Consider the following 22,856-nt stretch of genomic DNA (forward strand, 5'->3'; position numbering starts at 1 on the left):
CTATAGACCTCTTGGATTCTCCTTTTTTATACAATTGTAGCAATTGTTTGATCTTACTCATAGACGTTGGTTTTCCTGCCATCCTTTTTGATTTACATATTGTAATAATTTGTAAATCAAAAAACCAAAAACTACTCACAAGTGGGTCAATATGCTCCGGATTATTTTCCCCAATATTTGGGGGTGGATCAATATGTTCCGGATTATTTTTCAGGTGGGTCAACATGGTCCGGATAAATATTAGCTTATCTATTCAAATAAGCAGGTATTTTGATCAATTTCGACCTCTTTTCCTTGTTTTTACCTACCTGGGTCAATATCCGCCGGATTGTCATGTTTCTTTGCCATGCCATCCAGTTATATCCCCTCTTTTGCATTCCGGATTTACTGGGTCAGCTTAGTCCGGAATATCCATCTTCCTTTAATTTTTTTTCAATAGTTTCATTGTCATTGAATGTTTTATCTTCAATCCATTCATTTATTCTCTCCAAAGATTCTAATTTTGAGTTTTCAAATGCCTCTTCAACTCTTTTCATCGTGAATCCAACAACATTAAGCCTTTCTTTGAGATTTTGAGCTGTATTTATGTATTGAATGGCTCTTTCAATTTCATCAACTGAATCATCTCGACCGTAAAGTAATTGGAAACGCTCTCCGATATTTCTTTCGTAAGCAACCAAGTCATTTGGCTGAAATATTGAAAGTAAAAATGGGTCAATTTCATTCTTTGTAGTTGATATTGGATAGTTCGAAATGTATAATTCGCAATATGACCCCATTTGTTTTTTTTAATTATGCCCAACGGTATAGTATAAGAAAAGTAGGGCAGTTGTGAGCGATACTTTTCGGATTAAGCTAAAGCCGATTTTTTAAATTTTATTAATTATTTTTTCCCGTTTTAAATATACCAAATTTAAAAATTTGGCGAATTAGCAAATACAAAAAACCTTTGTGATTAAACACATTATGCCCTATTTTTTTACACATTGTTAGCATTAGTTATTTCTTGCACTTCTCTAAATGTTAGCCCTTTCGCATTAAGCCATTCAGTAAATCCGTTAGAGTTTCTTCCTAAAATCATATTCGAAGCAGCACTTGGGCTATTAAAAACAGTATCCTCTGCAAATATCAACTTGTCTTTGTTTTCAACCATTATTTCAGTCTCAACAAGTTTTCTTCTCATATTTACATAAGTTTCAGTACAAGAATCAGATAATTCTTTCTTGGCTTCGCTACCTTTAATAACAATATAACCTTGGTCAGTTTCTTTCATAGAAGCTTTAAAAGTCTTTGTTTTTATGAAATATGTTTCATGAATTGAGTTTGTGCTTTCAAATTCGTTTTCAGGTGTTTGTTTAACAGTCGATGATATGAGAAACTTAAACCCCATTACTGGTAGAATTAGTTTTATTTGTTCAAGAAAATATTCCATATCAGAAATATCTGCTTCGTGTAATGTTGGTAAATTCGGAGAATTTCCATTATCAATTTGAGCAGTTTTAGCTTCAATAGCTAATTGTACTAGTCGTGATTCTAAATATCTTATTTGTGTTTTGGTTAAAAGTTCATCTTTACTCACAAAGAAAATTAATTCCTTAAAATCCTTATTTGGGTCACTCAAATGTTGCTTTAATCGGACTTTTATATTTTCAGCTTCTCCGATATAAATTTTTTCATCAAAAGCATCATCTGTTGGGTCTCCTTTTAAACAATAGATTCCCGGATTATCAAATTCGATTCGATTCATTATTTTATTGACAGATGCTCTTGGACTATAAATTGCTTTTCCAACCCAATTACCAATTTCACTTAATCTTGGACCGTAGGCAGTTCCGTCAATCATATAAACTGTCAATTTTTTTCCCATTTACAAATGTTTGTTTTTAATTAATGCTTACGGTCTCGTATAAGAATAGTAGCGGACTTTTACGCACTAACTTTTCGGTTTAACACAGACCTTATTTATATTTACATATTTTAGTTTTAGCGATTAAACCGCTATTATTTTTATACAATGTTGGCAGTAGGCTTTATTTTTTGTCCGTTACTTCTTGAATTTTGAATAGAGAATTCATTTCACAAATTGCTTTACTTGTATTGTATTTATCAAATTTCAGACTTTTAGAATTTACTTTTGCGTCACTTAATTTATTTTTGAGTTTTAAGTAAATATCATTATCCTGTTTTGTAAAATATTTTCTTGTTTTTTCGTAATCAGTTAAGTGTTTTTTTAGTTGCTTTTCCGCTGAATTACAATCTGAATAGAGTTTGCTAGTTTTTTCAAAATGCAATAAAAACCAAAATTCGATGCAGGGATTGTTAACAATTACGATAACATTATCAAGCTTTTCAGCTTTTTCTTTTAGTTTAATAAATAATTGTTCACTTGTTTCAACACCTTTTTTGGCTTCACGAGTTTCTTTTACAATGACATCATAATCTACAATCCAAAAAACTTTTGTGTAGTCTGCAGCCAAATCCTTAACCATTTTAAATTGATCAGGAATACTTTTTTTACTAGGAAGTTTTGGTTCTATATTAATGTTTAATTCTCTTTCGTTACGCTTTAACATTTGTAAGTACCAAACCTCTGTATCACCATCTACAACAAATGCAAATGTATTCGAAACCTTCATTTTGATTTTTGATCTTTGTCGTCCCATAATAGTTAGTCAAGATCAATGTAGTAATCACCTAAGTTAGGTTTTCCTTTTAATTTTCCGCTCTTGTATGCATTCAGTACGTTTGTAGTATCTCTAACTACAGAAGTGTCAAAATCAGCTAAAGAGTAAAGTTTTGTTGAACAGTTTTCTGATTTATTTGTGAACCAAATAGCATCATTTCTAAAAATATCTTTATTATCTAGTATTTCTCTATTATGTGTTGTAGCTAAAATTTGAGAATTTTCGGAATTTACAAGAAATGATAATAAGAATTGAATATACAAATCAGGATGAAGAGAAGCTTCTAGTTCATCTATTGGTATAATATGATTGTCTTTAATTAACAATGCGAGTAAACCTGCAAAACCATAATATCTTCTAGTACCTTGAGATTCCAAATCTATTGGTAAGTTATACTTGTTTCCGTTTACTGTATGTTCAAAATCGATATTAACAGAAGTTATTTTTCCTTCTTCTTTTAGTTTCTTTACTTTATCATTAGAAACTTTGAATTGTTTCTCAACAAATTCAATAAAACCATCAGGTAACTCTTTATCTTCCTCCTGAATATGGATGTCAGAAATATGAAAATCTGCGTTCTTCAAGATGTTAATTACATCTTTCTTTAGAATTTCATTATTATCAATTTTTGATGTAACATAACCTTCTAGTTTTGTTCTTGTATATACTAATGGTTTTAAGTATGTTTTAAACCAATCTATGGTTTCGTTTAATTCAATAAAATCGATGTTTGTTTTTAGGAAGCCTCCTAAAACACTATTATTCCATAGAGTATTAGATTCTAGAGTTTTTATATATGTTTTGTCTTTTTTTATTTTACTGCCAAACTTTATCTCTGTAAATTGATGTTTTAAATCAGTTACTCTTTTAAAAATATTGGCTTTTTTAGGGTTGTAATTGTCAAGTTTTTCACTAACAATAGCTTTTTCTGTAAATTCAACTTCATAGTCGTATCTTATTCCATTTTGCAGAAAATCGATAGATAGTATTGAGGTCTGATTCGGTGTCTCTTTATCAAAAAGAAAAGGTTTGAAATCCAATATGTCAGTTTTCTTTTCTTCAGGTTCTAGAACTAGGTCTCGTAAAAACTCTAAACCTTTAAGTATTGTAGTTTTTCCTGATGCATTAGCTCCATAAATAAGAGCTAGTTTAAGCAATCTAAATCCACTTGTGTCTATTATGTAATAATCATTAAGGTGTTCAGATTTGTCTGCTTCAAAAGTCAATGTCTGTTTGTCTTTTACAGAGCCAAAATTTTGTAAACTAAAATTGATTATCATTTTTATGTTTATTTTTTGTAAATCATTTACAAAATAACGATAAAAAAATGATTTAACCTCTGTTTTTGTGTTTAATTTTTGTTAATGATTTACATCGGTCAGCTTACAGTCAACTTATTTACATCAATACTTTTCTTCCCGATTATATAACTTTTTTCTATAATCGGGAAGTTTATTCTTGTTTATATTTCCATGTCATCTAATGGGCTGTTAACTTCGCTCAACCGTTGCCCGCTTACATGGGTGTAGATCATCGTCGTTTTTGGACTATTATGCCATAAAATCTCCTGGATATATCTCAGACCTAGTCCGCTTTCGAGTAGGTGGTACGAATTACATTAATAATTGCAAAGCTCAGTCATACCTCGGCACAGTGGCCTAAAAAACCTTAAGAACTAAAGGGTAATCACGCCGGAGCCAGTGGCTCCACACCCACCCGAGCCCAGTGGCTAAAAACCTAAAGAACTACAGGGTAGTCACGCCGGAGCCAGTGGCTCCGGTTCCCTCATCCTGGCTTCCCCACCCACGACACAGAGGTCGTGGTTCCTTCATCAAAGGTCGATTTACGACCTTTGGTGCTTCGCACTATATTCAGTCATATTAAGTCCATCGGGTTGCTCTATTGAGCAACTTCATTCGGTCATCTTCGCAAAAGGTCGATTTACGACCTTTGATCCTTCGGATTTTGCTCAGTCATCTTTAGATTTATTCCGGCTGCATTACATGGTCTTTTCAAAACCTTCCGGGCACTGCTAGGACTATATTAACCTCCACCTTGGCCTTCAAATACATAATTTTGGGCTTGAAACCCTGCACAATAATCCGTGTACAATTTGTTTAAAGCATTTGACAGCGGCACTCGACGATCTTTGTTTCCCTTGCTTCTGCGAATATAAATTAGTTTTTCAGTAGGTCTGATATCGGACTTACGGAGTCTCAAAGCTTCACCAACTCTCAATCCGGCATATATATTATCGAAAATAAAAATTTGTGCTTTTTATTTCTCGTCAACACCAATATCTTCCTTACCTCCTCTTTTGTCAGGACATTCGGCAAGGAATACGACTTCCGTGTACGTTCAATATCCGTCAAATCCCCTATATCCAATCCATTTACCCTTATATATATCTTTATGGCATTGATCCACTGATTTTGCGTTCTATATGATTTGTTACCAAAAATAAAGTTCTCAAAATTATATTGGTTTTTATCTTCAACCCTTATCATATTCCTATGAAGGTCAGGACGAACTGCAAAAAATTGCCTTACAAAACTCAAATAAGTTTTTATCCTACTGGCACTATACCGCTTTTGTACCATCCATACCTCCATCTTTCGAATTTTAATAAATACAGGATCAGAGATGTTGGTATGGGGAGATGCTCTTTTTATTTTTGGACCACTTTTATAATCTAATTTTATAATCTCTCCAGCGATATCTTTTTCCCTCGGGGCGAATTGCTTCGTTCGGGCGAATTACAATTCGCCCTTTCACCAAGCAGATATGGTTTGCTTGCCCAGTTACTTTCCTATACAAAAACTACTAAAGATGTTATCCAACAAGTCATCCGTGGTCACTTCCCCAGTAATACTCCCCAAGGCATGTAAGGCATAGCGAATATCCATGGCTAAGAAATCACCGGTAATGCCAGCCTCCATATTTTCTAAAGCTTTCTGTAAGTGGTCAGCCGTCTCAGACAGGGCTTCATAATGGCGACTATTGGTGACAATAGCATCTTCTCGAGAGGCGGAATGGTTTAAAGCCTGTTCGACCATGACATCTTGAAGATGAATGATATTCATCTCATTGAGGGCAGATAAGGAAACTAAGTTTTTCTTATCGACATAAGACGGGTAATAATATATATCTAAGGGCCGAGTAGGGTAGAGGTCCATCTTGTTGGCTACCACAATAAGGTTTTTACCCAATAAATTGTATTGCTCTAGATCGGCATGAACATCGGCCGGCTCCATCTGACTAACATCAAACAAATAGAGTAGGAGGGCAGAACTATCCAATTCTTTTATAGTGCGCTCGACACCTATCTTTTCAATCACATCTTCCGTCTCTCTCACTCCGGCTGTATCGATTAATCTAAACTTGACACCGCCTATGGCAATGCTCGATTCTATAGTATCCCGAGTCGTACCGGCAATTTCACTGACAATGGCCCGATCTTCCTTTAAGATAGCATTGAGTAGGGTAGATTTACCGGCATTGGGCCGGCCGACAATGGCTGTGGCCACCCCATTTTTAATAACATTGCCCAAAGAAAATGAATCCTTTAAACGGTAAATATAGGTGAGCAATTCATGGATGAGATCCTTGAGCTCTTGTCGATTGGCAAACTCAACATCCTCTTCTGAAAAATCTAACTCTAATTCTATTAAACTGGCAAATCTGATTAATTCATTGCGCAGATGGTTGATTTCCTTGGAGAATCCTCCCCGCATTTGTTTCATCGCCAATTCATGGGCGCCATGAGATTCCGATGCAATTAAATCAGCCACTGCTTCGGCTTGACTTAAATCCATCTTGCCATTGAGAAAAGCCCTCATGGTAAATTCTCCCGCCTTGGCATGACGCGCTCCTCCCTGCAAACAAACCTCCATAATGCGTTGAATAATATAGGACGAACCATGACAACTGATTTCGACTATATCTTCCCCTGTATACGAGTTGGGCCCTTTAAATAAACTCACCACCACTTCATCAATAATTTGGCCTTCATCACTTTGTATTACGCCTACGTGAAGACTGTGACTGGATTGATGCAACAGATTTTTGCGAGGGAATAGTCGATTGACAATCGCTATAGCCTCGGAACCACTCAATCGAATAATGCCCAATGCTCCTTCTCCTGGTGGAGTGGCAATGGCCACAATCGTATTGTATATTTCGTAAGACATAATTAATATTCTATTTAAAGGGCAAAGATAGTAAATGGAGGTGGTAAATAGGACGTCAGTTCACCCTTTGGCATCATCTCATCGCCTATATATCATTTGAATCATCGCTTCGGAAACAATACTTAAACTTCATCCATTTCATTGCATCACAACCAGTATGGACAACAAAATGTAGAATAATCATACTGTTACAAAAATACTTTTGAAGATAATTATACTCTACAGTCCTTAGACATCTATTAAATAAGCTTTAATTGATCAAGTCATTCGATATAATCCAGTAATATATTAACAAATATCTCCAATATTCCTTGTGAAATATTGGAGATATCCAATTCTGTTTATTGAGAATTTATGATTTCTGTATTATTCTAGTATAACTACTTCTCTAGTATAACTACTCCACATAGTCAGAACCGATTTCGGCCGCCCATGCCAGCATTCCTCCTTTGAGATTTAGTACATTCTCAAAGCCTAGGGATTCCAAAAGCATTTGCGCTTTGCCGCTACGATTACCTGAACGACACATTACGATGATTTCTTCTGATTTTAAATCTTCCAAATCATCGATTTCGTCCATTAACTCACCCAAAGGTATTAAGCGACCGCCTATATTGGCCTCTTCATATTCAAAGATTTCTCTGACGTCAATAAGATTGATATTTTCATTTTTATCCAATCTTTCTTTGAGTTGTTGAACTGTAATTTCCATTAATTTAATTTTTAATCACTTTAAAGTTGGCAAGAAATTTATTTTTTTGATATAAGCTGAGGAAATACATTCCACTGCTTAATCCATTTAAGTCTATTGATCCACTCTTGTAGGCTTGCGATACTATGGCCTGACCAGTCACATTGCGAATTATATAATAATCAGGGGTCCAAGATAAATCTTCCAATTTCAAGTACAACTCGTGTTGTACAGGATTGGGATAAATCTTAATTTGACCTCGATCCACTAATGCTTGCGGTACTGATGTCAATAAATTTTTCTGCCCCACTGTAGGTCGTATCATTAATGCCCCAGTATTTTGGGGTTGATCCATCGCCAAGTTTTGCCAGCCACCACCGATATTGAAATAGACAAATTGATTGGCTTCTGGCGCACTTTTATCTAACCCAAAAGGGATATAATTTGTTTTACTAGCAGCTGGATGATCCCAGCCAATATAGAAATCTCCCTCTGGAAGTAATATGCCAGCAGGCAAATAATCTTTGATGAGATATTCTGTAAATGGTTGAAAAAGATTGCCCTGACGAGGATTGATGTTTTTTATTTCATAATCGGCTTCCTCTTTTAATTCTCCAATATATATGTATAAATTAAAGAGTTTACTAGAATAATCTTCTTTAAAATAAGGAAACAAGATTCGTATGGATTGCAGTGAATCCGCTTGACTCATGGTGTATTTAGCAGCTATGGTAGCGGTAATACCGTTGCCATTGTAGGTAGATAGCGATGATTCTGCACTGCCATCGTCATAGGCAAAATAATTGTCCAAAACCGTTGTCGCCCGAACCTCATTATTGGTCTTAAATGCAGGCTGCTCATCCTCAGTCTTTAATGTATACCGATATTTACTTTCTAGCCTCAAGGAAGAATCGGCATACTCAGCTATATAATCTGCCACGGCAAATGTACTATATAGATTGGTATACGATACCATACCAGGGTCGATCTCCAATTGATTGATGGGCACCAAGGGCGGAATTTCCAATAATGTTTCATCGGTATAAACCAAATTTTGAAGATTGAGATCGGTAACTTCTAAAAAACTAGAATCAATTTTTTGTTTATTTCTACTATTATTTTGTATTTGAATCCCCAATATATTACTAATCAAACTCAAATTATTTTTAATTTGGGTAAGGGGATATGCCGTATAGGTTTTTAAAAGTTTGGATGGAGGCTTGATAAAAGCAACATCATTAATAAATGGTGTAACCTCGGTATCGGTCAACATTACGTAATCCAGATGCCATAGATTATCAAATCCTTTGTTGTTGCTGTAATTTCTAAACCTCAACTGAAAACCATTGTGTAAGAACTCATCATCCAATTTTTGCTGATAACGCTGAAATTCAGGTGCTGTTTTAAAAGCTTCGCTATCATCCAAACCATCAAAACCATGAATATGCAACCATTCACCATTGCTATTCAAGCCTTCTATGACCAATGAATCTCCTCGACGAGGAATAAATCCCCAACCTTTGGGTTGAATATAAAACGAAAGATAAACATCGTTGTACTGGGCCAATTGAATAACATGAGAAGTCAAAGTATCTGATCCACCAGAACCTGTATTATAAGGTTTGCCTTCGGCATTTAAACCATCAAAAGTCGCTACCCCGATAGAAGGAGGATTCAATCCCAAACTATTGTTTACAAAGATTTGATCGTCGACCCAAAGGTCGGTATTCGGTTTATTCCCTTTATTGGAAAAATCGTCAACAAAGGGTAGTGAATTGATAACGACATTGCGCAGTTCTATGGACTTTTCTTTAGAAGCCATGGTGTTGATCTCTATTGGCAGTTCCACTACTTGTGCCGATAGTTTCCCAAAGAATAAAGCCAGAGTAATTATAGAATATATCTTAAAATTATTGTTCACAGTTATACGGTTTTGTCGTAGAAAGAAATAATTGGATGGTATCACCGGTTAAAATATTTTCACCTACAGCTGGGAGTTGATCGTATATAAAAGCGCCATTTTCATCTTCTAACAAACCATCCTTAGTGATTTCACCGATAACCAGGTTAAGATTTTCTACATAAAAAGTTGCTTCAGAATAAGTCTTACAAATAAGGTCGGGCATAACTAATGCACCTCCTAGATTTTTAGATAAAATAAAGTCAAGGGTATCTCCCTTATTTATTTCTACATTATCCTTACGTCCTTCACGAGAAATAATGGTACGCCCCTTGTACATGACTTGCAAAATTTGATCTGGTGCTCCGTGATCGAATTCATAATCCATTATATTGGCATATATAGAAAATGATTCACTGAGTTCTTTCTTTTTGCGCTCGTAATCCTTACCGTAGAGTTGGGGAATTTGACTGACTTTAATTACATCAGGAGTATGCTTTGACACGGTTACATATATTTTACGTCCGCGTTTGACCTTAGAATTTTTCCGAGGATTTTGATCTAATATCAATCCCCCTTTTTTGTCAATTTCAAAAATAGAATCTTCGACAACGATGACAAAGGATTGATCGGCAGCTTGTTTCTTTACATCTTTTATATCCTGACCTATGTAGTCGGGCAATGTAAACTGTTCGCCATTATGCGTATACCACTTCAATCCAAAATGGATCATTAAAAACATTGCCACTACGAACAATGCCATTAATATTATATTTTTCTTTAACATGATACAAATATATATGTTTAGCTTGAATTACAAGGTATAAAATACTGAATTCGCTATTTGACAACTGTAGTTTGACCACGATTATTATGATGGCCGAGCGGATTTATTTTTTGAAAATCGATAAAGCGTCTGAAATTAGAAAACTGACAGCGTATGGATTTAGAATATTGAGATAATGAGTCACCTATCTATGCCCCAATTTGCAAATTGCAAATTTCTAAGAATTCAACATTAGAAATGCTCTCTATCAAAGGACAAAAATACATATCATAAAGTAAATAAATTTTTAAAAAGATTTATCCGTGGATTCCCCCATTCAAAATCGAATAAGAATTTCACCCTAGCTAACCATTATTGGATTATCCCATTACATATCTAATAAAGGTATACCTCTTTTATAATTTCACAATAACGGAATGAAAAATTGGAAATAATCGTTTCTATATTCATTGAATGTTTGAATGGGTCAAATCAATCGGTTATAATGGATTTCAATTCATAAAATTTTGGTCATAGATGAAAATTATTTTATCTTATACATAATACATTTATAATTGACGGTAATCTTTCGATTTATTTGAATTTTATTATTTTGTTTATGAGGACAATATTTCAACTACCTAAATTATTTAATTTAAATTCGACCAAGGGTCATCTATTACGTGGAGGTCATTCTCGATAATATCCCCTGCTGGTGGGACTGCCTGAAAATCGAGGGTGAACAATGGAAGTGCTTGCACCAGAGCCCGCAAATCGATCTCTGGCGAGTGAAGTCATTCAAAATCTTAACCGACATCATAAAACGTATTTCGAAATAATTATTACTAGGTACAAATGTGATTCAAATCAGCAAGACAATACGACTTAATATCAAAAATAGACCAATTTACCGTAAAAGACCAATATAATTGGCAAACTGATTTGCAACACTCTGAAATAACAGCATTGACCTTCATATACTTTATTTTTTCCTATACGAAAAGTAATTATTATTAAAAATCAACAACTAATATTTTTGAGGTAAAAACAAGATAGCTTTTACCTTAATATTGACATCTTAAATTAGGAATATACTTAATATGAAATGGTGTGACCATTTAGTATCTTTCATTAATTTTATCAATTATTTTTTATAATCTTCAATTGATTCAAAATTGGGGTTTTTACTGTTCTTAATTATATCTTCTGCGTTAGTTTTAAAAAGTGTTACTGCTTCTTCACATTTTTTCAATAGGGCAGGAAGATAAATTCTGATTTTACCTTTGCCTTTGATAGAGTTAATTTCAATTGGTAGATGATTTGTTGTAGGTAATAATTCAATATCTCTTCCTATATGTCCATTGTGTATTATAGAATTCCTTCCATTTATATATAATTCTTTTATTATATCATCTGATAGATTAAGGTTGAAAAATTTCGAATTTAGTATATAAAACACCCTATATCCACTGCTGTGACTAATTTTGTTTTGCTCACCATTAACTTTGGCTTTAATTTGATACTTAGGATTTTTACATATAAATGAATTAATACAGTCAATAATATTCATCATAAGAGTAAATGCAGGATAACCGAGCCTGCCATTTTTCACATGTGGTTTTCCCCAAGATTCATTTTTTCTATATTCAAGACAATACTTAACGATATATATTGATTCTTCTAAATACTCAATGACCATTGTGTATTTATCTTTATGTCTCCCTTGTCGTAAATTTTTGTATTCCATAACATTAAATAATATGAATTCAATTTTGAATTGTACACTTTTATACTTTCTAATTGGTTTATTAATTTATTCGAGCAACTAAGAAGTATAATATTACTATTCCAAAGTTGGCCAACTCTAATTTAGTAGGTAGGTTCTTAAAAACATGTATATTTATACAAAAAATAAATATATATTATGAAATATACTCTGCTCGCCATATTATTATCATTTTCAAGTTTGCATTCTCAAAATATAACGGAGAAAATTATCACGTATAAAAAAAAATATAGTAATTTATTTTCAACAAAAGGTGCAAAATTACAAATGGATTTAGTAAAGGAGTATAAATTAGATGAAGAAGAAAATTATACATATTCATTTGTTATATCAATAGAAAGTTATGAAGTAGAAAATGTTTCCATGACTTTTGGGGGGCAATATTTAGGTATTCTTGGAATTTCTAATTCTATTTCGGGGGAATATGTTACAAATGATTATGGTGGCATTGCTATTTTATCAAATGAAATGTTAGAAAGTTTGTATTCCTGTGCTAATAGTGTATTTATCTATACCAATTCTAGAGAATTGTCCACAGAAAATATACCCGCTTCGATAATTTCTTGTGATGAATTTGGGATAAAACTATCAGGTGAATATAATAGCAAAATTGATCCAGCTAGATATTACTTTTCGGCTGGTAATGCCTCTTTTCAAATGTCAAAAGAAGATTTCATAAAAATAGTACAAACTATTCAAAAGTCCATCAAACACATTGAAAACAACTAAAATATAAAAAATATTAATTCCCGAATTTTGACATCGTATAAAGACGACTCTAGCAGCGTTGTTGCAACTATATTACCTTAGTGATTTCACACTGCCCCTAATAGTCTATTAATTTTTCTGAAATATTAGCAATGCAACCTTAATGAATTAATTCATGTGATTTTTAAAGATTTGGGGTCAATAAACACTTCTGATATTGTTTCATTTTTTAGGGAATAAAATCAGAAATACATTTATAATTGACGGTAATCTTTCGATTTATTTGAATTACATTATTTTGTTTATGATGGCAATATTTCAACTACCTAAATTATATAATTTAAATTCGACCAAGGGTCATCTATTCCGTGGAGGTCATTCTCGATAATATCCCCTGCTGGCGGGACTGCCTGAAAGCCGAGGGTGAACAAGGGAAGTGCTTGCACCAGAGACCGCAAATCGATCTCTGGCGAGTGAAGTCATTCAAAATCTTAACCGACATCATAAAACGTAATTGGTATATGAGGGTAAATAAATTTTAAAAAAGATCCATCCGTCGATTCCCCCAATCAAAATAGAATAAGAATTTCACCCTAGCTAGCTGTTATAAGACAATCCCATTACATCTCTAATAAATGAATACCTCCTTTATAATTTCACAATAACGGAATGAAAAATTGGAAATAATCGTTTCTATATTCATTGAATGTTTGAATGGGTCGAATCAAACTGATCTAATGGAATTCAATTCATAAAATTTTGGTCATAGATGAAAATTATTTTATCTTAATGGGAGAAGCAATAATAGGAGGAGGGTAAAAAAATTGAACCGATGTTCAATTTTATTGTTTCACATCTATAAAACATGGATTATGGAATTAATATATGGATTTGATCCACTATGTATGTGGAGTTATGCCTTCACGCCCAATTTAAGAGAATTTGTATCTCGTCACGAGAAGGAGTTGTTTACTTCAGTGGTATGCAGCGGCATGATCAGAGGTGGATTGAGATCGACCATCTCCAGTTTTTCCGATCGATTGAGCAAAGTCGCTGAGAACATAGAAACCGTATCTGGAATTTCTTTTGGACAGCCCTTTTACAACAACTTATTTCGAGACGATGTCATCATGGATTCCGTACCGGGATCTATTGCCATCAATGCATTGAAGATGACACAGAAAAACAAGGTATTGGACCTGGCCATGCAATTGTCTACTAGCATTTATCACGATGGAATTTCACCGGGGAATGTAGATGATATCGCAGAAATAATGAGTGCTTATACCGACGATGTCGAAGATATCAAAAATGTATTGACCAGTGATCAAGGTAAATATTTAGCCTATCAGGATTTTCAATGGTTTGAAGCTGCTGATTTAAAACAAACTCCTGTCGTTATATTAGATATAGGGGGAGAATTGGTACAATTGACAAAAGGATATACCACTTTAGAAAAATTAGAGCAAGTCTATGAAAAGGTAGTCGAAGAATATAAATATTTACTCAACTAATCATGGCTTTCAAAATAAAACACCCTATGCCCCAACTCATAGTTTATGGATAGGGTGTTTATACCAATTGTACTTTACCAATTGTACTTTACTAATTGTTCTTTAAAAATTGTCTCAAGACGTAGTGCAATATTCCTCCGTTGAGATAGTATTCAATTTCAATATTAGAATCCAATCGACACTGCACCTCAAAACTGATGACATCGCCATTGGATTTTCTAGCAGTGACCGGCAATAGTTTACCTAATTCCAATCCTTGCGAAATACCCTTTATTGTAAAATGTTCACTTCCGTCTAGTCCCAATGAAGCTGCACTTTGGCCCACTTGGTATTCCAACGGCAGTACTCCCATCCCCACTAAATTACTCCGATGGATTCTTTCATAGCTTTCAGCAATTACCGCTTTTATTCCCAAAAGTGTAGTTCCCTTCGCAGCCCAATCTCTAGATGAACCACTTCCGTATTCTTTACCGGCTAATACGATCAAAGGTGTATGGTTTTCAATATATTTCATAGCTGCATCGAAAACCGTCATTTCAGTATTATCGGGCAAATAATTGGTAAATCCACCTTCTCGATTGACCAATTGGTTTTTAATCCTCACATTGGCGAAGGTACCCCTCATCATTACCTCGTGATTGCCTCTACGCGATCCGTAAGAATTGAACATTGGTCTTTCGACTCCATTTTCTATTAAGTATTTACCGGCAGGAGAATCACTGGCAAATGAACCGGCAGGTGAAATATGATCGGTAGTCACTGAATCCCCTAATTTCAACAACACCCTTGCATCCACAATATCTTGTCCGAGGGCCACCTCTTTTGAAATATTTTGAAAAAACGGTGCTTCTTTAATATAGGTCGATTCTGGAGACCATTCGTAATTCGTTCCTAAAGGCGCTTGTAAATTCTGCCATTGCTCCTCACCATCGTAGATAACACCATATGCATCGGCAAAATCTTGAGGTTTAAGACAGGTATTCATAATATCGTTGATCTCTTTTTGACTGGGCCAAATATCTTTCATATATACTGGCTCACCGTTGGGATCGTATCCCACGGCTTCTTCAAAAAGATTGATATCGGATCGACCAGCCAAAGCATATACAACAACAAGCATAGGGGAGGCTAAGAAATTCATTTTCACCTTGGGATGCACCCTTGCTTCAAAATTTCGATTACCCGACAAAACGGAAGAAACTACGAGCTTGCCTTTGGTCACTGCTTCGTCAATATGAGGTGGTAGTGGACCAGAATTTCCAATACAGGAGGTACAACCATATCCGACAACATGAAATTTCAATGCCTCAAGATCTTGTAACAATCCAGCCCGATCCAAGTACTCGGTGACTACTTTAGAACCAGGAGCCAAGGATGTTTTAACCCAGGGTTTGACGTCTAATCCCTTTTCTATGGCTTTTCTGGCTACCAATCCGGCGCCTATCATTACGGTGGGGTTTGAGGTATTGGTACATGAGGTAATGGCAGCTATCACTATAGAACCATCGCTGAGAGTAAACTCTTGATTGTCTTTCTTGATCTTCACCGATTTCAACACATTGGATTCTACTACCACACCTTCTTCATGGTGAGCTTCACTCCAGGTAAATGCTGAGCCAGAACCCCCTTCTGATAGCCAAGCAGACTCCTTGCGCTCATATCTATCTATATATTTTCTATTGAATTCGTTTTCAAGCAAATGACCAAATTTACTTTTAAGATCTTTGACTAGGATTTTATCTTGAGGTCGTTTGGGCCCAGATACGGTCGGCTGTATGCTGGACAAGTCCAGTTCGACAACATCGGTATAAGTAATATTTTCTTTCCCCGTACGCCAGAGTTTATTGGCTTTGCAATACTCTTTTACCAACTGTATTTCATCATCAGTCCGATTGGTGCGTTTCATATAATCGGTGGTTTGGTCATCTATGGGAAAATAAGTCACCGTACACCCAAATTCAGGGGACATATTAGATATGGTAGCTCGATCGGTTACCGTCAAATGATCTAATCCATCGCCAAAAACTTCCACAAACTTGCCAACCACACCATAACTGCGAAGTAATTCGGTAATTGTCAGCACCATGTCGGTAGCAGTAGTTCCTTCTGGCAATTCACCCATCAATTTCAATCCAATAACTTGAGGACAAGTAAAATAAATGGGTTGGCCCAATATAGCAGCCTCTGCCTCTATACCACCTACTCCCCAACCAATGACTCCGATACCATTGACCATGGGAGTGTGAGAATCTGTTCCTACCAAGGTATCGGGGAAGGCCCAGCCGTCCCGCAATACTACTCCTTTGGCTAAATACTCCAGATTGACTTGATGACAAATACCCATACCTGGAGGGACAACAGAAAAGTTGTCAAATGCTTTTTGCCCCCACTTCAACAATTGATATCTTTCTTTATTCCGATTGTATTCATAGGCCACGTTTTTCTCATAGGCATAGGAAGTTCCATAAAAATCAACCTGCACACTGTGGTCGACAACCAAGTCCACTGGGATGGCGGGATTGATTTTGCTACCGTCTTTTCCTTTGCGAATAACTTCTGCTCTGATAGAAGCTACATCTACCACTGCTGGGACACCGGTAAAATCCTGCATCAATACCCTTGATGGTTTATTGGGTATTTCTTTTGTAGTCCCCTTGGCATCCCAATCTTTTAATGTAGCGATATGTTCATCGGTAATGGCAAAACCATCGTGATTACGCAAAACATTTTCGAGTAAAATTCGAATAGAAAAAGGCAATCTATCGATTTGACCTTGATCATTGTGATCGTTTAATGAAGCAATTTTGTAATTCATATCCATTATTTAAGCATGTGATAATCTATTATTTAACAATACAAAAAATTTGCCGATTAGCAAAGTAATCTTCTTGTTAATTTAGCATTAATACAGTATATTTTATTCTGATTACGAGACTGTTATTGAAATAATGAAAAAAGTAAGACAGAATACATTCAAGAATACGGGGTAATAATGTGGTGTTTTAAATATATTCGGTGTTTTATTGAGAAAAAACAGATTGATGCTGGAGTATATTGGTGTAATTACTGGTTTTATATGCGTTTGGTTAACAGCCAAACAAAGTCTACTTAATTTTCCTATTTCCATCATTAGTATAATAATATATACCTATATATTCTACGAAGCACGATTATATGCAGACATGTTACTCCAGGTCTATTTTATGGGAATGACATTGTACGGTTGGTATTTTTGGATTAATCGCAATAATGGAGATGAAAAAGTAATTCCAGTACGAAGAATCGATAAACTACATATTATCATAGGCATTCTTATCACCATTGTTTTCACCTCGGGCTTTGGTTGGTTTTTATCAGTGAAGACCGACGCAGACTTACCCTATCTCGATAGTTTTTGTACAGCATGTAGTCTAGTCGCTTCATTTTACTCGTCTAGACGGATATTGGAAAACTATATCGTATGGATCTTTGTAGACTGTGTATATATATATTTATATATAGTGAAAAAATTGCATCCAACGGCCATTTTATATGCCGTATTTGTAGGAGTAGCAGTATATGGTTATCTTGAATGGAAAAAGAATTGGAAAGAACATCAATTAAAATTGGCGTCGTAGGTCCTGAATCTACAGGAAAGTCAACAATAACAAAGATTTTAGCCCAGCATTATAATTGTCATTATGTGCCGGAATACGCACGATATTATTGTGAACATTTAGAAAACGAATATACATTACAAGACGAAGTCAATATGTATTATGGCCAAATTGCCTTAGAAGACAGTATATTGAGTATTGCAGAAAATGACCTCATTATTTGTGACACTACCTTTATTACTATAAAAATATGGTCTGATCATTTATTTGGACACACTCCTCAAATTGTGCTCGATGAACTCCTTAGGCGCAGATATGATCACTATTTATTAATGGATATTGACATGCCATGGGAAGATGATCCTCTTAGAGATTTTCCCGATAAAAGATCACATTTCCTGGAAGTCTGGAAGGAAGAGCTCACGGCTTTAAATGCATCTTATGATTTAATTAGTGGTTTAGGCCATGATAGGACCATGGCAGCTTTACATTCTATCGATGAATATATGAGAAAAAATTCCACTACATAAAAAAGAGTATTATATCACACTTTTCCATTAAGTAATTTCGAAGACTACCATACCACGAACAAAGCGTAAAGGGAAGATTCCATAGGCCCTTATAGATTTAGTATAAGCTCAAATACACTTGAAATTATACATTAGACAGGGCAATATAACAATTTGATTACAACACTATTGAAGTACATTTTTATATAGAAATTTGTTTTTATATTTATAGAATGACCTAGTCATTTATTTTCATTAGATTAATAGAAAAGAAAATTAATTTAAAATTGAAAATCATTTTATCATGCCCTTAGTTCCCACAATGAATGATGTGGTATTCATCGTCTTTCATCAAGGATATTAAATAAGTCTTTGTATCTATTTGAATTTCTAAGACCTCATATAAAATTTTATTTTGATTAAATTTTCACTTGTTTAGCCATGAATTTTGATTTTAATACTGAATTATGAATCCCTTAAGTATGGTGTAAAAATCAAATGTATATATTAGACATATACCCTTATCTCAAACTGATGATGTTAAAAATGATATCAAGAAAAATCATAATTTAAATATTTTCTTAAACTATAAATTTTTACAGTAAATTATCAACTATTGTTTGCTAACAGGAAGGGGAATTAAAGCGACTCGGCAAAGGTCTCTATTAAAGAATAACAAAAGATATAGCTATGTCAACATTGTAAGTGAATCAACATAATATGATGTTAACCAATGAAAAATAGAGATTATTTCTATTGAAAAAATTAAATATATAAGTAAATTAGATAGGTCAAAAACTTTCGTAAAACTAATTGATATACTCCACACCATTAAGAAATTATCATTATGAAAAAAGCCACAGCCAATCCAGAGACCTACAATATCTACCATAGCTTTATGATTCAAGGTAGTATTGACGATGTATACCGAGCCATCACACAACCTAATCACCTGATCCAATGGTGGCCCAATAAGTGTACCGGCAGTCCTATTAAGAACACGGAATACAGTTTTCAATTTGGCCCTGAATACCATTGGCGCGGAAGAGTAATCGAAGCAATGCAGCCCGAAAGCTTTGCCGTAAAAATGACTTTATCTGACGACGATTGGCTGCCGACAACCTTTAAATTTCAACTTTCTGAAAATAAGAATAAAGTACTTGTTGAATTCTCTCATACAAATTGGCCAAAACTAAATTACCATTTTAAAAAATCCTCCTTTAGCTGGGCTATTTTACTGCATGGATTAAAAAAATATATTGAACAGGGAGAAGTGATTCCATTTGAATCCAGAGCATAAATTCATGGAGTATACAAATTCTTGTATTCCCCAATTAAAATACTTTTAAAGATAAAAGATTGATACAGTCTCAATAAATTAGGTAAAGCACAACTTAATCTTTGAGTATTTAAAATAAAAGCGAAAGACTCCTATCTACCATATCTTGAACGACATAATCGGCGCGATTAGAAAATTCATTATTCAATCGATGAGCTAGGATGGATGAAATGGATAAGGCCTCGTAACCAAATTGCCTGGCAAAATAGTAAATGGCCGCAGTTTCCATTTCCATATTGGTCAATCTCAATGACATGGTTTGAAAATGTTGAATAATGTAATCCAAATTAAATTTAGACTTTAAAAATACTTCCCTAAACTGGGGACCATAAAATCCCGGACAGGTTAATGTCAATCCCACTTTAAATTCATCGATAAAGGAAGAATACAGTGTAGCACTTCCCTCAATTTTATACGGTGAAATTCGATCCATGATTGGCAAATATTCAACCCCCTTGGTGGAATCGTAAAAACAGGGTAGGTTATCCAATCCAATGGCAGCCTTAGAAATCAATATATCATTGAGTTCTATGGCAGGATCTATGGAACCCGATGTTCCCATACGAATTATCTTAAGAGGACCATCGTCCATCATTTGTTCCTCTATGGCCATCAAATGCAATCCTCGAATTTCATTAAAAACAATATCAATATTGTCGGGGCCTATACCTGTACTAATGACCAATACTCTATGTCCAGAAATAGAACCTGCTATACTGTGAAATTCTCTTTTTTGAATCTCCTTGAATCCTGAAGAAAAATAGGGTTTAAAGAGATCGATCCGCTTCGGATCACCCACTGTGATAACATATGGACAAATATCCTGAGGCAAGAGTGCAATGTGATATGCGCTAGAATCAAAATTTAGTATAAAATCCGATGCAGAGTGTAACATTGTATGTATTTTTATGCTCTACAAAATACAAAACTATGTTTATTAAAGTATGGTACTTAAGTACCTGTTCTACTTGTAGACGAATTATGAAGGAATTAAATCTCAATGAGGAGACGGCCACTTTGCAGGATATCAAAGCAGTTCCACCCTCTGCGGCAGATATAGATTTTTTTTATCAAAAGACACAATCTTACAAGGCATTGATCAATGGCAGAAGCATGGAATTTAGAAAGCGGTCAATAAAACCCAGTGAAATTGATGAATCCCGAGCCAAAGAGCTTTTACTTGACCACTATGCCTTCTTAAAACGACCTGTGATCCAGATTGACGATCGAATTTTTGTAGGAAATTCAGCTAAAACTATTTCTGAAATAAAACAACACCTTAATTAATATGTCACTTACAGCAGAAAAAATTATTCAAGAATTCAAGCTTATTCAAGATGAGATTTGTCGAGATTTAGAAAGTCTTGATGGCCAAGGAAAGTTTATTGAGGACTTATGGGATCGATCCGAAGGAGGTGGAGGTAGAACAAGAATTCTAGAAGGCCACATTATAGAAAAAGGAGGAGTTAATTTTTCTCATGTCTATGGCAATGTAAGTGATGAAATGGCTGCCGCGATGAATATGGTTGGTGAACGATGGTTGGCAAGTGGTGTATCCATTGTTTTACATCCATCGTCCCCTAGAGTACCAATTATCCATATGAATATTAGGTATTTTGAATTAGATGGAGGGCGCGAATGGTGGTTTGGAGGGGGCATCGACCTTACACCACATTATGTTGATCCAGGATTGGCCAAAGACTTTCATATTAAATTAAAAGAAGTTTGCGACAATTTCTCTTCGACAGCCTATGCAGAATACAAAAAATGGGCCGATGATTACTTTTATCTTCCACATAGAAAAGAGAGTCGCGGTGTAGGGGGAATATTTTTTGACAGATTAAATGGAGATTCCGGACATAGCAAAGAAGAAATATTTGATTTTGTAACTGCAGTGGGACGCATCTTTGCCCAACTGTACCAATACCAGGTCGACCAAACCAAAGAATTGGCTTTTGGCGATGGAGAAAAAGAGTGGCAAATGATACGAAGAGGGAGATATGTGGAGTTCAATTTGGTATGGGATAGAGGAACTAAATTTGGACTAATCAGTGATGGCAGAACGGAATCCATCTTAATGAGTTTACCTAAAAATGCATCTTGGCAGTATCAATATCAACCCGGACCTAAAGAAACTGAAAGTCAAAAATGGCTGCAGAAAGGAATAGAATGGATATAGATATATCAGGACCAGCGCACGTAATTCGTGCTCTGTTTATTTGATCTAGTATGGGGAATGTCTTAACTCTGTACATCTATTTTTACGGATAATATAGATAGGAGGGAAGGGGATAGTGAATATCATATATTTTAGTGATCTAAGATTATTTTAAATCATACATAGATCAGAAGGATTACTGGGCAGATTTTATTGTAGTAAACACCTCGTTGGTTTAACTTCCACTCAATCGAAAAGCAACCATTCTAATTACAGCAAATTATTTTTCTTAGAGTCATCCATAATATTAATGATTATGAAACTAAATCGATCATTGGCTATAAGCAGTATAATCCAGGATGTTCAAACAGGAAATATAATAAGTTTGCTGGAACAAGAATTTCACACCTTAGAATTAGAGGGCATAGAGGAATACGATTCTGAACGTCATCGGGTATATACTCCTGGAAATACATTATTGACAATGATATTAACGGCCACACAATCGGATAAAAGCCTGAAGAATTCAGTGTCGCTGTATTATGAACTTCATCAACAACAAAGAAAAACTGTAATAGATGAGTTAAGCCGCGATCCGAAAGCACAAAAGAGAAAAGATGATAAGACTCCCAGAAAAGCAGGACGTCCCAGAGAATACAAGGTAGACTTACCTAAGAGCCTAGTTCAGGACATTTCATTAAATACAGCGGCTTATAGCAAAGCTAGGACACGCCTTCCTTTATTATAGTCGATGGTCAACGGGTCGTAGAAGAACTAAAGAAGTTCATTCAAAAACAAATACTTCCAAAAAGAAAACTCAATAAAAAATATGATTGGCGTACAGAGAAGGGAAAATACAAATAATTAAAATCCTTGTATTAGTGCTATTAACCCGGAGCCAGTGGCTAACCCACCCGAGCCCAGTGGTCTCGGTTCCCTTGCCACATTTTAATTATTTCTGTAAAACTAGTTGATTTTTGTCAATATTAAAGTAATGTTGTCACGACACGGAGGT

General features: G+C 34.9%; 22 protein-coding genes and 1 pseudogene. 8 read left to right on the top strand and 15 right to left on the bottom strand.

Translation table 11 applies throughout. The annotated features are described in order from the left end of the window. The 13 genes and pseudogenes from LVD51_RS18730 to LVD51_RS18785 form a co-directional block, all read right to left on the bottom strand. Window positions 1-226, bottom strand: a 226-nt coding sequence (locus tag LVD51_RS18730; protein WP_236972905.1) for a hypothetical protein, incomplete at its 3' end; no start/stop codon positions are given. Between the two features lie 166 nt (window positions 227-392). Next, complete coding sequence (locus LVD51_RS18735) at window positions 393-779, bottom strand: HEPN/Toprim-associated domain-containing protein (RefSeq protein WP_236972906.1); 387 nt, start codon at window positions 777-779, stop codon at window positions 393-395. Window positions 780-979: 200 nt separating this feature from the next. Beyond that, complete coding sequence (locus LVD51_RS18740; protein ID WP_236972907.1) at window positions 980-1,867, bottom strand: GIY-YIG nuclease family protein; 888 nt, start codon at window positions 1,865-1,867, stop codon at window positions 980-982. A 163-nt stretch (window positions 1,868-2,030) separates the two neighbouring features. Then, on the bottom strand, window positions 2,031-2,663 hold the full coding sequence (locus LVD51_RS18745) for an RloB family protein (protein WP_236972908.1): 633 nt from the start codon (window positions 2,661-2,663) through the stop codon (window positions 2,031-2,033). Between the two features lie 5 nt (window positions 2,664-2,668). After that, the gene (locus LVD51_RS18750; protein ID WP_236972909.1) at window positions 2,669-3,964 is read right to left on the bottom strand and encodes an AAA family ATPase; all 1,296 of its coding nucleotides are present in this window, start codon (window positions 3,962-3,964) and stop codon (window positions 2,669-2,671) included. 182 nt (window positions 3,965-4,146) lie between these two features. After that, window positions 4,147-4,284: pseudogene (locus LVD51_RS20270) on the bottom strand (hypothetical protein); the annotation flags it as partial. Between the two features lie 443 nt (window positions 4,285-4,727). Further along, window positions 4,728-4,922: a tyrosine-type recombinase/integrase gene (locus tag LVD51_RS18755; RefSeq protein ID WP_236972910.1), complete on the bottom strand. Its 195-nt coding sequence runs from the start codon at window positions 4,920-4,922 to the stop codon at window positions 4,728-4,730. After that, complete coding sequence (locus LVD51_RS18760) at window positions 4,919-5,296, bottom strand: site-specific integrase (protein ID WP_236972911.1); 378 nt, start codon at window positions 5,294-5,296, stop codon at window positions 4,919-4,921. The genes LVD51_RS18755 and LVD51_RS18760 overlap by 4 nt, the downstream gene beginning before the upstream one ends. Before the next feature lie 189 nt (window positions 5,297-5,485). Beyond that, window positions 5,486-6,874: a tRNA uridine-5-carboxymethylaminomethyl(34) synthesis GTPase MnmE gene (mnmE, locus tag LVD51_RS18765; protein ID WP_236972912.1), complete on the bottom strand. Its 1,389-nt coding sequence runs from the start codon at window positions 6,872-6,874 to the stop codon at window positions 5,486-5,488. 397 nt (window positions 6,875-7,271) lie between these two features. After that, window positions 7,272-7,586 (bottom strand): rhodanese-like domain-containing protein, encoded by a 315-nt coding sequence (locus LVD51_RS18770; RefSeq protein ID WP_236972913.1) that lies wholly within the window; start codon window positions 7,584-7,586, stop codon window positions 7,272-7,274. Window positions 7,587-7,590: 4 nt separating this feature from the next. Then, window positions 7,591-9,486: a T9SS type A sorting domain-containing protein gene (locus LVD51_RS20165; protein ID WP_236972914.1), complete on the bottom strand. Its 1,896-nt coding sequence runs from the start codon at window positions 9,484-9,486 to the stop codon at window positions 7,591-7,593. Beyond that, window positions 9,476-10,228, bottom strand: coding sequence for a PASTA domain-containing protein (locus LVD51_RS18780; RefSeq protein WP_236972915.1), 753 nt, complete (start codon window positions 10,226-10,228; stop codon window positions 9,476-9,478). The genes LVD51_RS20165 and LVD51_RS18780 overlap by 11 nt, the downstream gene beginning before the upstream one ends. 1,147 nt (window positions 10,229-11,375) lie before the next feature. Then, window positions 11,376-11,978, bottom strand: coding sequence for a hypothetical protein (locus LVD51_RS18785; RefSeq protein ID WP_236972916.1), 603 nt, complete (start codon window positions 11,976-11,978; stop codon window positions 11,376-11,378). Window positions 11,979-12,155: 177 nt separating this feature from the next. On the opposite strand from LVD51_RS18785, the gene LVD51_RS18790 reads away from it, so the two are divergent. Together LVD51_RS18790 and LVD51_RS18795 are read left to right on the top strand one after the other, a co-directional pair. Further along, window positions 12,156-12,746, top strand: a complete 591-nt coding sequence (locus tag LVD51_RS18790; protein WP_236972917.1) for a hypothetical protein — start codon at window positions 12,156-12,158, stop codon at window positions 12,744-12,746. Window positions 12,747-13,597: 851 nt separating this feature from the next. Then, entirely contained in the window at window positions 13,598-14,239 is a 642-nt protein-coding gene (locus LVD51_RS18795) for a thioredoxin domain-containing protein (RefSeq protein ID WP_236972918.1), read from the top strand. Window positions 14,240-14,330: 91 nt separating this feature from the next. On the opposite strand, the gene acnA is transcribed toward LVD51_RS18795, so the two are convergent. Beyond that, entirely contained in the window at window positions 14,331-17,054 is a 2,724-nt protein-coding gene (gene acnA, locus LVD51_RS18800; protein ID WP_236972919.1) for an aconitate hydratase AcnA, read from the bottom strand. Window positions 17,055-17,280: 226 nt separating this feature from the next. On the opposite strand from acnA, the gene pnuC reads away from it, so the two are divergent. The 3 genes from pnuC to LVD51_RS18815 all read left to right on the top strand — a co-directional run bounded on the left by pnuC (window position 17,281) and on the right by LVD51_RS18815 (window position 19,644). Next, window positions 17,281-17,856 carry a nicotinamide riboside transporter PnuC gene (gene pnuC / locus LVD51_RS18805; RefSeq protein WP_236972920.1) on the top strand — a complete coding sequence of 192 codons (576 nt, stop codon included), beginning with the start codon at window positions 17,281-17,283 and terminating at the stop codon, window positions 17,854-17,856. Continuing rightward, complete coding sequence (locus tag LVD51_RS18810; protein WP_236972921.1) at window positions 17,811-18,365, top strand: AAA family ATPase; 555 nt, start codon at window positions 17,811-17,813, stop codon at window positions 18,363-18,365. Before pnuC ends, LVD51_RS18810 begins: the two co-directional genes overlap by 46 nt. 826 nt (window positions 18,366-19,191) lie before the next feature. Next, window positions 19,192-19,644, top strand: coding sequence for an SRPBCC family protein (locus LVD51_RS18815; protein WP_236972922.1), 453 nt, complete (start codon window positions 19,192-19,194; stop codon window positions 19,642-19,644). A gap of 109 nt (window positions 19,645-19,753) precedes the next feature. Here LVD51_RS18815 and LVD51_RS18820 read toward each other — a convergent pair whose 3' ends face one another. Further along, window positions 19,754-20,578 (bottom strand): phosphorylase family protein, encoded by an 825-nt coding sequence (locus LVD51_RS18820; RefSeq protein WP_236972923.1) that lies wholly within the window; start codon window positions 20,576-20,578, stop codon window positions 19,754-19,756. 35 nt (window positions 20,579-20,613) lie between these two features. On the opposite strand from LVD51_RS18820, the gene LVD51_RS18825 reads away from it, so the two are divergent. The 3 genes from LVD51_RS18825 to LVD51_RS18835 all read left to right on the top strand — a co-directional run bounded on the left by LVD51_RS18825 (window position 20,614) and on the right by LVD51_RS18835 (window position 22,589). Beyond that, window positions 20,614-20,970, top strand: a complete 357-nt coding sequence (locus tag LVD51_RS18825) for an arsenate reductase family protein (RefSeq protein ID WP_236972924.1) — start codon at window positions 20,614-20,616, stop codon at window positions 20,968-20,970. A 1-nt stretch (window position 20,971) separates the two neighbouring features. Continuing rightward, a complete protein-coding gene (hemF, locus tag LVD51_RS18830; protein WP_236972925.1) occupies window positions 20,972-21,862 on the top strand; it encodes an oxygen-dependent coproporphyrinogen oxidase in 891 nt (296 codons plus the stop codon). 295 nt (window positions 21,863-22,157) lie between these two features. Continuing rightward, window positions 22,158-22,589, top strand: coding sequence for a hypothetical protein (locus LVD51_RS18835; RefSeq protein WP_236972926.1), 432 nt, complete (start codon window positions 22,158-22,160; stop codon window positions 22,587-22,589). The last annotated feature ends 267 nt before the right edge of the window (window positions 22,590-22,856 follow it).

It is taken from the genome of Membranihabitans marinus (assembly GCF_021729155.1).
GTDB lineage: Bacteria > Bacteroidota > Bacteroidia > Chitinophagales > Saprospiraceae > Membranihabitans > Membranihabitans marinus.